At 66.1% G+C, this 13,200-nt stretch carries 11 protein-coding genes; 8 read left to right on the top strand and 3 right to left on the bottom strand.

What is annotated here, in order from left to right; all coding sequences use genetic code 11:
- Positions 1 to 3 precede the first annotated feature (3 nt).
- From ACSDHM_RS00250 to ACSDHM_RS00260, 3 genes are all read right to left on the bottom strand, one after another.
- Complete coding sequence (locus ACSDHM_RS00250) at positions 4 to 852, bottom strand: MurR/RpiR family transcriptional regulator (protein WP_188241559.1); 849 nt, start codon at positions 850 to 852, stop codon at positions 4 to 6.
- A 358-nt stretch (positions 853 to 1,210) separates the two neighbouring features.
- Entirely contained in the window at positions 1,211 to 2,305 is a 1,095-nt protein-coding gene (locus ACSDHM_RS00255) for a dipeptide epimerase (protein WP_012478950.1), read from the bottom strand.
- Complete coding sequence (locus ACSDHM_RS00260) at positions 2,302 to 3,741, bottom strand: C40 family peptidase (protein ID WP_334272195.1); 1,440 nt, start codon at positions 3,739 to 3,741, stop codon at positions 2,302 to 2,304. The genes ACSDHM_RS00255 and ACSDHM_RS00260 overlap by 4 nt, the downstream gene beginning before the upstream one ends.
- Before the next feature lie 132 nt (positions 3,742 to 3,873).
- Here ACSDHM_RS00260 and ACSDHM_RS00265 point away from each other — a divergent pair, with 132 nt between their 5' ends.
- The 8 genes from ACSDHM_RS00265 (at position 3,874) to ACSDHM_RS00300 (ending at position 13,195) form a co-directional block, all read left to right on the top strand.
- Complete coding sequence (locus ACSDHM_RS00265) at positions 3,874 to 5,346, top strand: transglutaminase-like domain-containing protein (RefSeq protein WP_151354759.1); 1,473 nt, start codon at positions 3,874 to 3,876, stop codon at positions 5,344 to 5,346.
- A gap of 51 nt (positions 5,347 to 5,397) precedes the next feature.
- Positions 5,398 to 8,397, top strand: a complete 3,000-nt coding sequence (locus ACSDHM_RS00270; protein ID WP_188241561.1) for a TonB-dependent receptor — start codon at positions 5,398 to 5,400, stop codon at positions 8,395 to 8,397.
- Positions 8,385 to 9,965 (top strand): serine hydrolase domain-containing protein, encoded by a 1,581-nt coding sequence (locus ACSDHM_RS00275; RefSeq protein ID WP_255299217.1) that lies wholly within the window; start codon positions 8,385 to 8,387, stop codon positions 9,963 to 9,965. Before ACSDHM_RS00270 ends, ACSDHM_RS00275 begins: the two co-directional genes overlap by 13 nt.
- A complete protein-coding gene (locus tag ACSDHM_RS00280; RefSeq protein ID WP_227838037.1) occupies positions 9,898 to 10,611 on the top strand; it encodes a M15 family metallopeptidase in 714 nt (237 codons plus the stop codon). Before ACSDHM_RS00275 ends, ACSDHM_RS00280 begins: the two co-directional genes overlap by 68 nt.
- Positions 10,612 to 10,820: 209 nt before the next feature.
- Positions 10,821 to 11,192 (top strand): hypothetical protein, encoded by a 372-nt coding sequence (locus ACSDHM_RS00285; RefSeq protein ID WP_049413267.1) that lies wholly within the window; start codon positions 10,821 to 10,823, stop codon positions 11,190 to 11,192.
- 232 nt (positions 11,193 to 11,424) lie between these two features.
- A complete protein-coding gene (locus ACSDHM_RS00290; protein ID WP_019662197.1) occupies positions 11,425 to 11,841 on the top strand; it encodes an EF-hand domain-containing protein in 417 nt (138 codons plus the stop codon).
- An 84-nt stretch (positions 11,842 to 11,925) separates the two neighbouring features.
- Positions 11,926 to 12,675, top strand: a complete 750-nt coding sequence (locus ACSDHM_RS00295; protein ID WP_072169044.1) for an HAD family hydrolase — start codon at positions 11,926 to 11,928, stop codon at positions 12,673 to 12,675.
- Between the two features lie 31 nt (positions 12,676 to 12,706).
- Positions 12,707 to 13,195, top strand: a complete 489-nt coding sequence (locus ACSDHM_RS00300) for a hypothetical protein (RefSeq protein ID WP_072169045.1) — start codon at positions 12,707 to 12,709, stop codon at positions 13,193 to 13,195.
- The last annotated feature ends 5 nt before the right edge of the window (positions 13,196 to 13,200 follow it).

Raw genomic sequence — 13,200 nt, forward strand, 5'->3', positions numbered from 1 at the left:
CGGTCAGGAATCCAGCAAGTGGTCGATCCGCTCCAGGTTCACCGCCAGCTGCTGCTGGCGGTCCGGATTGGTGTGGCAGAGCAGCACGAACAGGAAATCGAGCAGGGCGTGCATGGCGCTACGGTACAGCAGCTGCGCGACCTGCGGCGTGCGGTCGTGCGCGCAGACCACCAGTGCCGCATCAGCATGCGCGCGCAGCGGATTGGCAGTGTGGCGGGTAATGGAAATCACCTTGCCACCCATGTCCTGGAACTGCCGCGACAGCTGCGAAAGCTGCGGCAGGTTGCCGAATTCGGAGAACACCAGCAGCGCATCGCCGGGGCGTGCGGCCGACAGGTTGGCCAGCATCAGGATCGGGTCGGTGTGCGGCACCACCAGCAGCCCGAGCAGCGACAGCCGCATGGCGAACTCGCGGGCATACAGGCCATCGTCACCCAGGCCATGGACGAACAGCTTCGGTGCGCCGTCGAGCAGCTGTACGATGCGCTCGATCTCCTCGCGCGGATTGGCCTGGCGTGTTTCCTCCTCGGCCTGCGCCTTGCTGCGGCGCAGGGCCTCGCCCAGGCGCAGGTAGTCATCGCCGCTGTCGGGTTCGCTGGGCAGCTGTTGTGGATCGGCACCGGCGCGGGCCACGTCCTGGCCGATCGAGTACTTCAGGTCCGGGTAGCCCTTGAAGCCGAGTTTCTGGCTGAACTTCACCACGCTGGACTGGCTGATGCCCAGCGCACTGGCCAGCTGCTGCGACGAGTAGTCGCGCAGCAGGTGGGCGTTGTCGAGGATGAAGTCGGCGATGCGGCGCTCGATGGCCGACATCTGCCCGCGCTCGGTGCGGATCTTCAGCAGGGGCGGCATGAGGGGGGTCCGGGCATGTGTGGGCGTGTTGCGGCTGGCAGCGTAGAGCGTGTCATGGAATGGGTCGAGCGGGTTCCAGGCTCGAAGAGGTTACGGAGCGCAGTTGTTGCTTTTGACGTTGAGTCCGCCTTCAAGCGAGCCGAGCACCGCAGGTCCGGCGAGGGCGAAGAGGCGCGGGTGTCTGAGCGTAGCGAGTTCCCGCGCCGTCCCTCGACGGGCCGAGGAGCGCAGGGAACCGGTGCGTAGCACCGGCTCGCGGCCGGCGGAGCTTTTCTTTTGGTTACTTTTCTTTTCGCGAAAAGAAAAGTAACGCGCGACCCAACGTCAGTGGCACGCAACGTCAGCCGCAAGGCAGAAATCAACCCAGCATCTCCAGCCCGCGCACTTCAGTAATACCCAGCCCCGGCACGTCGCTGATGCTGATCTCCGATTCGTTGAAATGCACACCACCGCTGACCGGGTCGAACTGGCCCAGCGAGGGGCCGTCCAGATCAACCTTGGTGATCACATCGCTCTTGGCCACGGCCAGGTGCACAGCCGCAGCCACGCTGATGCTCGATTCGATCATGCAGCCGATCATGCACGGCACGCCGTAGATGCCGGCGATGTCGGCGATGCGGATCGCATTGGACAGGCCGCCGGTCTTCATCAGCTTGATGTTGATGATGTCGGCCGCGCGCTGCTGGATCAGGTCCATCACCTGGCTGGGGCTGAACACGCTTTCGTCGGCCATCACCGGCGTGTTGACGCGGTCGGTGACGTACTTCAGGCCACTGATGTCCGCGGCCTTCACCGGCTGCTCCAGCAGCTCCAGTACCACGCCGGCTTCCTCCAGCGTGCGCATCGCATGCACCGCCTGCTTGGCAGTCCAGCCCTGGTTGGCATCCAGGCGCAGCAGGGCACGGCCTTCCACGGCGGCGTGGATGGCCTTGACCCGTTCGATGTCCAGTCCGATGTCCTTGCCGACCTTGATCTTCAGCGACTCGAAGCCGCGCTCGATCGCCGACAGCGAATCGGCCACCATCTTGTCGATGTAGTCCACGCTGATGGTGATGTCAGTGGTGATCACCGGGTCGCCGCCACCGAGCATCTGGTACAGCGGGGCACCGTGCAGCTGCGCCCACAGGTCGTACAGCGCGATCTCCACCGCGGCCTTGGCGCTGGTGTTGCGCTCCATCGCGGTCTGCACCAGCGTGCACAGGTGGTTGAGGTTGACCACGTCCTGGCCGATCAGGCGCGGTGCGATGAAGTGGCGGATCGCTTCGATGATCGAGCCGTGGGTATCACCGGTGATCACTGCTGTAGCCGGTGCCTCGCCGTAACCGGTGTGACCGGTGTCGGTGCGGATCAGCACCACCACGTCCTCCACGGTCTCCACCGTGCGCAGCGCGGTCTTGAACGGTGTCTTCAACGGCACGCGCAGCATGCCCAGTTCGATGGCGGTGATCTTCATTCAGGAGTCTTGGCCCGCAGGCGCTGGATGTTGGTGATGCGGTCGATGTAGCGGACGGTGTCGCTGGCCATCATCGGCTCCAGCGGCGTGACCGAAACACCATTGAGATGGGCCTGCACACGTCTGCCGTCGGCACCGAACCAGCTGCCGCCCGCCGTATCGTGGATCACCCAGGTGCGGCCGTCGACGTGGCCGATGGCCATCATCACATGACCGGGAATGTAGACCAGGTCGCCCACCTGCAGGCGGGTGACGGCACGGTCGCGCACCGCCTTGCCGTCCTTGCCGGTGAACGGCAGGCGATCCAGCGCCGGACTGACCGCCTGCGCGCTGGTATTGCGTGGCAGCAGCACGCCGAAGCTGCGGTAGATCTCGGAGACGAAACCGCTGCAGTCGCGGGTGTCGTAGTCGTGACCCCAGCCGTAGCGCTCGCCCAGGAACTTGAAGGCCTGCTGCAGCAGCAGGCGCGGGGTCAGCGGCAGGTAATCGGCGGCGGTGTCCTGCGAGCGCGGCAGCAGCGCAGGCACCAGCTTCAATCGACCATCGGCTTCGCGTACCGGCAACTGCACCACCCACGAAGCGTGGGCCTGCTGGCCGTTCACCGGTTCGGCGGCGGGCCAGTCGGCCAGCACCGGCAGGCGCACGCCCATGTCCAGCTGCAGGCGCGAGACGCGCGGCTCCTCCGGGGTATAGGCGGTCTGCGCGGTGGCACCGGTGACGATCCGGTACGGTCCCCTCGCGCCGTAGCCGAGCACCGTGGCCTTGTCGCCGCGGGCAATGGCGTCGGCTTCGATCCACGCGCTGTAGCGCTCGCTGTGCACGAACAGCCAGCGGCCGTCGGCACTGCGATGGACCACGGCGACCTTGTCACCGGGGAACAGTGCCGATTCCTGGAAGCGGTCGATGTCGGTGTCACCGACGCTGCTGAAGACGCGCTCGCGGGTGGGGAAGGTGCGCAGCGCGGCACGCTTCACCACCAGCCCATACTGCGCTGCCACCTGTGTGGGAATCGCATCGAGGCCGAGGTTGGCTTCGATCGCGCTGCGCAGCGCGGGTGCGATCGCCTGGCCCTTGTCGTTGTAGAGAGCGCGGGTGGGCCAGCTCGACAGCGCGGTGATGCTGGCACGCACCGCCGCCGCATCAAGCTGGGCGGGCAGTGCGGCGATGTCCTGGATGTGGCTGTCCTGCGCCCGCATGCGCGCGTTCTGTGCTTCGATCTGCGCGCGATCCAGAATCGGCGCATCGGCGTTGTCCAGGCGCGCGGCCCAGTACTGCGGGGTCAGATAGGCCTCGTGCAGGCCGATCACATAGGGCAGCGGCGCACCCGGGTCGGGCGGTGGGGCTGCCTGTGCAAAGGCCGGAGCGGCCAGCAGGCACAGGGCCAGGGTCAAGCGGCGCGGCCAATGCCGGTGCCGTTCGCGGAAAGCCAGGCTCATGCGGTGCACACCCTCCTCGAATGCCTGTTGGAATATTTATTCCTTTTGGCTACGAAAGCAAGAATAAATTATTGACCGACATCCCGGCCCGTGTTACACAGCCGTTACCACCCGCGCTGGGGAAGTGTCGCTGTGGATCCTGCCGTTCGCAAACCACGTCTGCCTGCTGCTGCCGGCCTGTGTGCCGCGCTGCTGCTGTGGGTGTCGGCCACGCAGGCGGCAGACGGGCGCAGCAGCCAGCAGCGCGCGCGAGGAGTGCAGGTGATCGACCTGATCGACAGCGGCCGTTTCCGCGACGCCGACGCGCTGCTGGCCACTGCACCCGCCGCCACTGACGAAGCGTTCCAGCGCGAGCGCATGCGCCGCATCCGCCTGGATTTCGCCCTCGACGAAAGCGCCGCCAAGGACGCCGTACGGCGCGGCATTCCCGATCTGACCGACGAGGAATTTGCGCGCTGGGACCAACTCGGCCTGATCGAGCATCTCGATATCGATGGCGAGCGTTGGTACTTCAAGCGCGCACCCTCGAACCTGTTCCTGCTCAGCGACGAAGCACGCGCGCGTCGCCGCGCGGATGCACCGATGCCGCCTCCGGGCCCCAACGAAGTGCTCAATGCCCACCACGCAGGCGTGGTTGCTGCGGCCGAACAGAGTGGCCAGGCGTCGGTTCTGCCGCAGCGCTATGAATTCACCCAGTCGCTGACGGTGAAGGCCGATGCGGTGCCGGCCGGCGAGACCGTGCGTGCCTGGATTCCGTACCCGCGCGAGATCCCCGGCCAGCAGGAGCAGGTGCAGTGGCTGGGCAGCACCCCGGGCAAGGCGCGCGTGGCTCCGGCCCATACCCAGCAACGCACCGCCTACCTCGAAGCCAAAGCGGTTGCCGGGCAGCCGACCCGTTTCGAGATCCGTTACGCGGTCACGATCTTCGCCCGGCATACCGCGATCGATCCGGCCAAGGTGCAGGCGACACCGAACGATCCCGCATTGAAGCCCTACCTGGCCGAACAGCTGCCGCATGTGCGTTTCACCCCGGCATTGAAGCTGTTCTCCGACCAGGTGCTGCAGGGCGAGACGCGCCCGTATGAAGTGTTGCGCAAGCTGTTTGCCGCGGTCGACCGCATTCCATGGGCCGGTGCGCGCGAATATTCCACGCTCAGCAACATCAGCGACTACGCACTGCGTGCCGGCCATGCCGACTGCGGGCAGCAGACCCTGTTGCTGATCGCGCTGCTGCGCCTGAACGGCATTCCCGCGCGCTGGCAGTCGGGCATGGTGTTCTCCGGCGACGGCAGCGGCTACAACAACCTGCATGACTGGGGGCAGGTCTACCTGGCGCCGTATGGCTGGCTGCCGATGGACGTGACCACCGGCGCACTGGCCAGTGATGTGCCGGCCCTCCGTGACTTCTACCTGGGTGGCCTCGACGGCTACCGCATCGCATTCAACGACGATTTCGGCCAGCCCTTCGTGCCGGCCAAGCAGCACTTCCGCTCGGAAACGGTCGACTCGCAGCGCGGCGAGGCCGAGTGGGCAGGCGGCAACCTGTACTTCGACCAATGGAGCTACGACTTCCAGTGGCGGGTACTGCCAGCCAGGCAACGCTAGCGCGACACATCGCATTCCACACCATTCAATTCTTGCAGGAGAGAGCAGGGGATGAAGGCTTACAGCATCAAGCGGGCGGCATTGTGCGTCGCCCTTGGGGCGTGTCTGGGCGTGATCGCGCCCAGCGCATTCGCACAGGATGGTTCGGTGGTCGGCCGGCTGGTCAGCGATGCTGGCCAGGTACCGGCCGGTGCCACGGTGACCGTACGCAATCCGGCAACGGGCTTCGTGCGCTCCGTGCAGGCCGAAGCCAACGGCAGCTACCGCATTCCGTTGCTGCCGGTCGGCACCTATGAGATGGAGGTGAGCCTGCCCGGCGGAGGGGCCAGCCGCGTCGGCCAGGTGACGGTCAGTCTGGGCAGCGCGACCACGGTGAACGTGCCGCTCGGCGCGGTCAGCACGCTGGGCACGGTTGAAGTACGGGCACCGCAGGTAGTGTCGATGGTGGATGTGAAGTCCACCGAGTCGGCCACCAACATCACCCGCGAAGAGCTTTCGCGGCTGCCGGTGGACCGTGACATCACCGCGGTGGCGCTGCTGGCGCCGGGTGCGGTGAAGGGCAAGGGCTCGCTGGGTGGCCAAGGCATTTCCTTCGGGGGTTCGTCGGTGGCCGAGAACACCGTCTACATCAATGGCCTGAACGTCACCGACTTCTACAACCGGGTCGGCTTCTCGTCGGTACCGTTTTCGTTCTACCAGGAATTCCAGGTCAAGACTGGCGGCTACTCGGTGGAGTTCGGGCGCAGCACCGGCGGTGTCATCAACGCGGTGACCCGCTCGGGCAGCAATGATTTCAAGGCCGGCGCCGAGCTGGTGTTCGAGCCGCGCGCGTGGCAGTCGCAGGCCCGCGACCGCTACGACGGCAACGGCAGCCGCTACATCACCGCCAGCCGCGACGACTACAGCCGCAGCGCGCTGAATGTGTTCGCTTCCGGTGCGCTGGTGCAGGATCGACTGTTCTTCTTCGGAATGTACGAGGCGCGCGACTACCGCCCGACCTCGACCAACGACGCCGGTACGCGCCTGAGCCAGGGCGAGGCCGATGATCCGTTCTGGGGCGGCAAGATCGACTGGCAGATCACCGACAACCAGATGCTGTCGCTGTTCGGTTTCTCGGACAAGAGCAAGACGCTCACCGATGTCTACGCCTACGACTACGCCACGGGGCAGACCGTGGGCGAGCGCAGCAACCAGATCTACAACACGGTGGGCGGCAAGAACTGGTCCGGCACCTACAGCTGGCAGGTGAACAACGACCTGACCATGAAACTGATGTATGGCGAGAACAAGCGCAACCGTGTGCAGAGCTCGTTGATGGACCAGAACTGCAACCGCGTGTTCGACAACCGAACCGCCAGCCAGGGCGTGCCGCCCTCGCTGCAGGGTGACCGCAGCTGCACCAGCAGTTCGCAGCTCGAATCCGCATTGGACACCCGCAAGGCCGCGCGCGCCGATTTCGAATGGACGCTGGGCAACCACCTGCTGCGGTTCGGCCTGGATCGGGAGGAGAACACGTCCGACTACAGTCGCGCCTATCCCGGTCCGGGCGGCCTGCGCTACGACATCTACGCTCGCACGCCCGGCAGTTCGCTCAACGGCGGCGTCGTGCCGGCCAGTGGCCTGGTGGCGCGCACCCGTCGCTATGAAGTGGAAGGCGCCTTCGAGACGATCAACTCGGCCTACTACCTGGAAGACAACTGGCAGGTGACGCCGAACCTCCTGCTGAACATGGGTCTGCGCCTGGAAGCCTTCGACAACAAGGGTGGCGACGGCAGCAGCTACATCAAGATCGACGACATGCTGGCCCCGCGCCTGGGCTTCTCCTGGGACGTGCGCGGCGATGGCACGACCAAGGTCTTCGGCAACCTGGGCCGCTACTTCCTGCCGGTGGCCAACGTCATCAACATCAAGCAGGCCGGTGGCTTCCTCGACGAGCGGACCTGGTATGAGTTCCTCGGCTACAGCGGCGCAGCCAACAACATCCCGAACCTGGGCGCGCAGATCGGCCCGGTGGACAACTCGCAGGGCGACGGCAGCGTGCCGGACCTGCGTGCCGAAGTTAACCGGGACATGGACCCGGTGTACCAGGACGAGGCGATCCTCGGCTTCCAGCAGATGATCAACGAAGCCTGGTCGGTCGGTGCCAGCGTGACCTATCGCCGGCTGCACAACGCCATCGATGACATGAACATTACCGCCACCGGGCAATGCGGTGCCATCGACGGCGTATGGATCATGGGCAATCCGGGCCGCACCAACACCGTGTGGGGAGACACCAACTGTGACGGCAGCAACGATGGCTGGATCAGCATCGATACGTCGAAGGAAGGCTGGGCGCTGTACGACGACAACGGCAACTACGTCGGCCAGCGCGGCTGGGTGAAGCCCAAGCGTGACTACAAGGCACTGGAGCTGCAAGTCGACCGGGCCTGGGACGGCAAGTGGGGCTTTAACGCGTCCTACACCCTCGCATACGGCCGCGGCAATGCAGAAGGCCCGGTCAACTCCGATACCGACTTCGCCGATGCCGGGCGTACCGAGAACTTTGACAATCCGTGGGTGAACTACCGCGGCTACGGCTATCTGGCCAACGACCGCCGACACCAGTTCAAGTTCCGTGGTAGTTATGCGTTGACCGAGAACCTGAGCGTAGCCGCTACGCTGGGCGTGCAGTCGGGCAGCCCGATCACGCGTTTCGGCGCCGGTAATCCATTCGACGCCACTGATTTCCACAGCTACTACGTGTGCGTGTCCAACTGCCAGGCCACGGTGCCCTCCGAACGCGTGTTCGTGCATTCCCCGCGCGGTGGCGATGGCCGCACGCCGTGGACCTACGACCTGGACGTGAGCGTGTCGTACAAGGTGCCGATCCCCACCGACCTGCGCCTCAAGCTGGCGGTGTACAACGTGCTCAACCAGCAGCGCGTGGTGACCGTGGATCAGGACTACGAACCGCAGGACAGCATCGGTACGCCGAATCCGCTGTACCGCTACGGTACCGGGTTCCAGTCGCCGCGTTATGCGCAGCTGACCGTCACATGGGCGTACTGAGACCCGCCCAGCACGCTCGACGCTGCATCTGCGTGGCCGTGTTGGCGGTGTTTCCGGTTGCGGCGGCGCAGACCAGCGCGACCGCATCGATCGAGGCCGACGTCGCCGCCGTGGTCCAGCACGAGCACCTGCCCGGGCTGGCCATCGCGGTGGTCGACAACGGGCAGGTGGTCTATCGCCACGCCGAAGGCGCGCGTGGCGACGGCGGCCGCATCGACCAGGACACGCTGTTCAAGATCGCCTCCAACAGCAAGGCGATGACCGCCGCGCTGCTGGCGCGGCTGGTGCAGCAGGGCAAGCTGCGCTGGGAGGATCCGGTGCAGCAACATCTGCCGGGCTTCCGCATGCACGATGCGTGGGTGGGCGAGCAGATGCAGGTGCGCGACCTGCTGATCCACAACAGCGGCCTGGGCCTGGGCGCCGGTGACCTGATGCTGTGGCCGGAGCCGAACGCGTTCACCCGCGCCGACATCATCGCCGGGCTGGCGCACCTGAAGCCGGTCAGCAGTTTCCGCAGCCGCTATGCGTACGACAACCTGATGTACGTGGTGGCCGGCGAACTGGCCGCTGCGGCGGGTGGCAAGCCGTATGACCAGCTGATGCGCGAGCAGGTGTTCGAGCCGCTGGGCATGACCCGCTGCCAGGTGGGGGCGTGGTCGGTGAAGCGGGTGGGCAACGTGGCGCAGCCACACGCTTGGCATGGCGACCACAATGCGGTGGTGAACGCCGATGGTGCGATCAGCCCGGATCTACCGTCGATGGCCGCCGGCGGCATCCGCTGTTCGCTGCGCGACATGACGCGCTGGATGCAGGTGCTGCTCGATCCTGCCCTGGCACCTGGCTGGTTGGATGCTGAGCAGCGCCGTACGCTGTGGACCCTGCACATGCCGATGGCGCTGGGTGAACGCCAGCGGCGCTGGGACAACGCGCATTTCTATGGCTACGGCTATGGCTGGCGGGTGTCGGACATGGACGGGCAGTGGAAGGTGGCGCACACCGGCACCCTGTCGGGCATGTACTCGTCGCTGGCGCTGCTGCCTGACCGCAAGGTGGGCGTGGTGATGCTGATCAACGGTGAAGGCGAGGATGCGCGCACCGCATTGATGCAGGCCGCGCTGAAGCGCTTCACCGCCCCCGATGAGGCGCGTCCGGCACTGGCGTACCTGGCCGAACTGAAGGCAGACCAGGCTAGGGCAAGCGGCCATCAGCGGCCGGCGACGTCGGAGGCACGGCCGGCATCGGACGCCGATCTGCCGCGCTGGCACGGCCGCTACACCGATCCGTGGCTGGGGCCGGCCTCGCTGTGCCCGGGCAAGGACGGCCTGCGCTTCAGCGTGGACAAGTCGCCCCGGCTGCAGGGGGCTGTGCTGCAGCTGCAGGGGCGCTGGCTGCTGCGCTGGGATACGCTGGGCGAAGACGCGCAGGCGTGGCTGCAGCCGGGTGAGGGCCTGGCACCGACACTGGACCTGCGCGCCATCGATCCGGACATCGACTTCAGCTATGACTTCCAGGACCTGCATTTCACTCGTACTGGCGATTGCCCTGGCAGCGACCACCAGCGCCGCTGAGCCACCGCGCGTTTCACCGGCCACCGACGCGGCCAGCGCTGGTTTGGTGGAGATCCGCACGTTGTCGCCAGGCATCGACATGGACATCCGCTACGCCGGCGCCAACAACTTCACCGGCGTGCGCGTGCCCGGCTACGAGGCGCCTTCGTGCTACCTGCTGGCGCCGGTGGCGAAGGCGCTGGCCGAGGTGGAGCAAGACCTGCGCGCCGATGGCTTCGGCCTGCGCCTCTACGACTGCTACCGGCCGGTGCGTTCGGTGCAGGCCTTCATGGCCTGGGTGAACGATCCGCGCGAGCTCTCGCGCAAGGCACAGCAGTATCCTGACCTGGACAAGCCGCGCCTGCTGGCCGACGGCTACATCGCCGAGCGCTCCGGCCACAGCCGCGGTGGCACGGTGGATCTGGGCCTGCTGGATTGCCGCAGCGGTGCATGTACGCCGTTGGACATGGGCACTGACTTCGACTTCTTCGGGCCGCGTGCGCATACGCAGACGAGCGGGCTGAGTGAGACGCAGCAGGCGAACCGGCGGCAACTGGTGCAGGCAATGGCACGGCGTGGTTTCGTGAACTACCCGCAGGAGTGGTGGCACTACACGTTCCAGCCGGAACCGGATCCCGGTACCGCGTACGACGTCCCGGTACGGTAGGGGTAACGGCAGGGCACCGCCCAGCCTCTGACAGTTTCCCGCGCGGTCCGTTGTAGGGCCGAGCCCATGCTCGGCTGCTCTTTGTTCAATCGTCGAATTATTCGATCTCGATGGAGACTCATCCACGCATGGCGTGGATCTACTGTGGCTGCCGGTTGGGTCCGAAGCAGATCCCTTACACTGGCCGCCTCTTCATCCCTGCCCACCCGATGAACCTTCCCCTGCACTTCGGCCTGCTCGGCACCCTGGAAGCGGGCGCCATTGCCCTGCTGGTCGGCCTGCTCGTGTACCTCCTGTGGTCGCAGCTGTGCCGCCTGCTGCGGTGGTCGATGGGGCACGCGATCGGCTGGTCCTGCGTCATCGCCGTGATCATCGCCGCCGGCATCGATGCGTGGAAGCTGTTCTACATGGGCATCGTGCGGCTGGAATCGCCGCTGTACGCGCGCATCTTCCTGGCCACCATCCACGATCCGAACGAACTTGGCAGCCGTGTGGTGCTGGAAATCGCCGGTGCGCTCGCCGGTGTTGCTCTTGCATGGGTGTTGTTCAGTTCGCGGTCATCGGAAAAAACCGTCGACTGACGCAGGTTTTTCGTTGCCTGCCGGTTAAATGCAGAGGCGCTGAATGCGCATCTTATGAGCCACTCACTTCACCCTAACCACCGCGCTAAAGCATGCGTGGAGGCCAGTGGTTAATCGCGCGTGTGGGCGCCGCTCGCGACGCAAAATCGATTCAGAAACGCGGTGGCAGGGTAGGTGCCGTGCGGAATCAACACGCCGCGCAACACCACCCAATCGGTAGGAGACACCCCTGATGACTATTCGCAACCGCAAGCCCCTGATCGCCCTGATCGTCGCCGCCGGCAGCGTGCTGGCCATCCCGGCGATGGCCCAGTCGGCCAAGCAGCAGGCCGCGCAGGCGCAGAACGAAGCCGCTCAGGCCCAGCAGGCGGCTGCACAGGCCGGCCAGGCCGCCGACCAGGCGACCAATGCGGCCGCAGCGGCATCGGCGCAGGCCAATGGCGGTGGCCAGACCTGGGCCAGCATCGATACCGATGGCAACGGCACCATCAGCAAGACCGAGGCGCAGGTGAACGCCGGCCTGGCCCAGGTGTTCGACCAGGCTGATACCAACAAGGACGGCGAACTGAGCGCCGATGAGTACAAGGCCTACGTGGCCGCCCAGCAGGCTGGTGCGGGTGGCGCAGCGCAGGGTGCGCAGGGCAGGTAAGTCCTGCATCGGGGCGTATGGGAACCCGGGCGGCTTCGGCCGCCCGGGTTTTTTTCGTCACCATGGCCCCTGTATCCTTGGGCGATGAACACCCCCACGCCTGCGCCGTCGCGCGCCATCGGCCTGGTCGGTTTTGACGGTGACGATACGCTGTGGAAGAGCGAGGACTACTACCGCAAGGCCGAGCAGGATTACCTTGACCTGCTGTCGCGCTATGTCGACGTGCATGACACCCAGACCGCCCGCCACCTGCTGGAAGTGCAGCAGCGCCACCTGGGCACCTTCGGCTACGGCGTCAAGAGCATGACCCTGTCGATGATCGAAGCGGCCATCGACATCACCGGCCAGCGCATCGACGCGAAGGACATCCAGCGCATTCTGGAGATCGGCCACGACACCCTGCGCCACCCGGTCGAGCTGATCGACGGCGTGCGTGAAGCGGTGGCGGCCATCGCCGAGCACTACCCGGTGGTGCTGATCACCAAGGGCGACCTGTTCCACCAGGAAGCCAAGATCAAGGTCGCCAACCTGGCCGAGCTGTTCCCGCGCATCGAGATCGTCTCGGAGAAGGATCCGGAAACCTACGCCCGCGTGCTGGCCGAATTCGACCTGCCGATGCAGCGCTTCGTGATGGTCGGCAACTCGCTGCGCTCGGACATCGAGCCGGTGGTGACGCTGGGTGGCTGGGGCGTGCATACCCCGTACGCAGTGACCTGGGCCCACGAGACCCAGCATGGCGTGGCCGACGACGAACCGCGCATGGTCACTGCCGATACCGCCCACGACTGGCCGGCCGCACTGGCGGCGATCGAGGCCAAGGCTGCTGCGGCCTGACAGGGCCGGTCGGCTGCGGCAGAATCGGGGCATGAACCACCGACTGCGCGCGCTGATGTTGTTCCTGCTGCTGGCGCCGGCCACCGTGCTGGCCCAGCAGACCGCCGAGCGTTCGGCCACCTATGAAGTGGACACCGGCGACAGCTGGGTCGACGCCCAGCTGCAGGACATCAACCACTACGCCGAACGCTACCCCGACGCCTTCCTCGACGAAGTGTCGCGCTATGCCGACGTGCCGCGCGGCTACATCAGCGCGCTGTTCACCACCCACGGCTGGCAGGCAGGAGACATTTATTTCGCCTGCTTCTGGGCCAAGGCCAGTGGCCAGACCTGCCGCGACAGCGTGCGTGCCTTCAGCCAGGACCCGGAGGGCGGCTGGGAGGCGGTGGTCAAGCGCATGCCCACCAAGCCGGACAATCTGCACTACCGGGCTGTGCGCCATGCCATCGTGGCCAGCTACCAGCACTGGGACCGGCCGATCACCCTGGATGCCACGCTGAAGCGCCAGTTGAAGCGGTAGTGCCG

This window comes from Stenotrophomonas sp. T8 (genome assembly GCF_051853085.1).
GTDB classification, from domain to species: Bacteria; Pseudomonadota; Gammaproteobacteria; order Xanthomonadales; family Xanthomonadaceae; genus Stenotrophomonas; species Stenotrophomonas sepilia.

Coding starts and splice junctions, on each gene's coding strand:
- ACSDHM_RS00295 (WP_072169044.1), top strand. CDS start 11,926: ATGAACACCCCCACGCCTGCGCCGTCGCGCGCCATCGGCCTGGTCGGT.
- ACSDHM_RS00280 (WP_227838037.1), top strand. CDS start 9,898: ATGACTTCCAGGACCTGCATTTCACTCGTACTGGCGATTGCCCTGGCA.
- ACSDHM_RS00260 (WP_334272195.1), bottom strand. CDS start 3,741: ATGAGCCTGGCTTTCCGCGAACGGCACCGGCATTGGCCGCGCCGCTTG.
- ACSDHM_RS00300 (WP_072169045.1), top strand. CDS start 12,707: ATGAACCACCGACTGCGCGCGCTGATGTTGTTCCTGCTGCTGGCGCCG.
- ACSDHM_RS00255 (WP_012478950.1), bottom strand. CDS start 2,305: ATGAAGATCACCGCCATCGAACTGGGCATGCTGCGCGTGCCGTTGAAG.
- ACSDHM_RS00250 (WP_188241559.1), bottom strand. CDS start 852: ATGCCGCCCCTGCTGAAGATCCGCACCGAGCGCGGGCAGATGTCGGCC.
- ACSDHM_RS00275 (WP_255299217.1), top strand. CDS start 8,385: ATGGGCGTACTGAGACCCGCCCAGCACGCTCGACGCTGCATCTGCGTG.
- ACSDHM_RS00285 (WP_049413267.1), top strand. CDS start 10,821: ATGAACCTTCCCCTGCACTTCGGCCTGCTCGGCACCCTGGAAGCGGGC.
- ACSDHM_RS00270 (WP_188241561.1), top strand. CDS start 5,398: ATGAAGGCTTACAGCATCAAGCGGGCGGCATTGTGCGTCGCCCTTGGG.
- ACSDHM_RS00290 (WP_019662197.1), top strand. CDS start 11,425: ATGACTATTCGCAACCGCAAGCCCCTGATCGCCCTGATCGTCGCCGCC.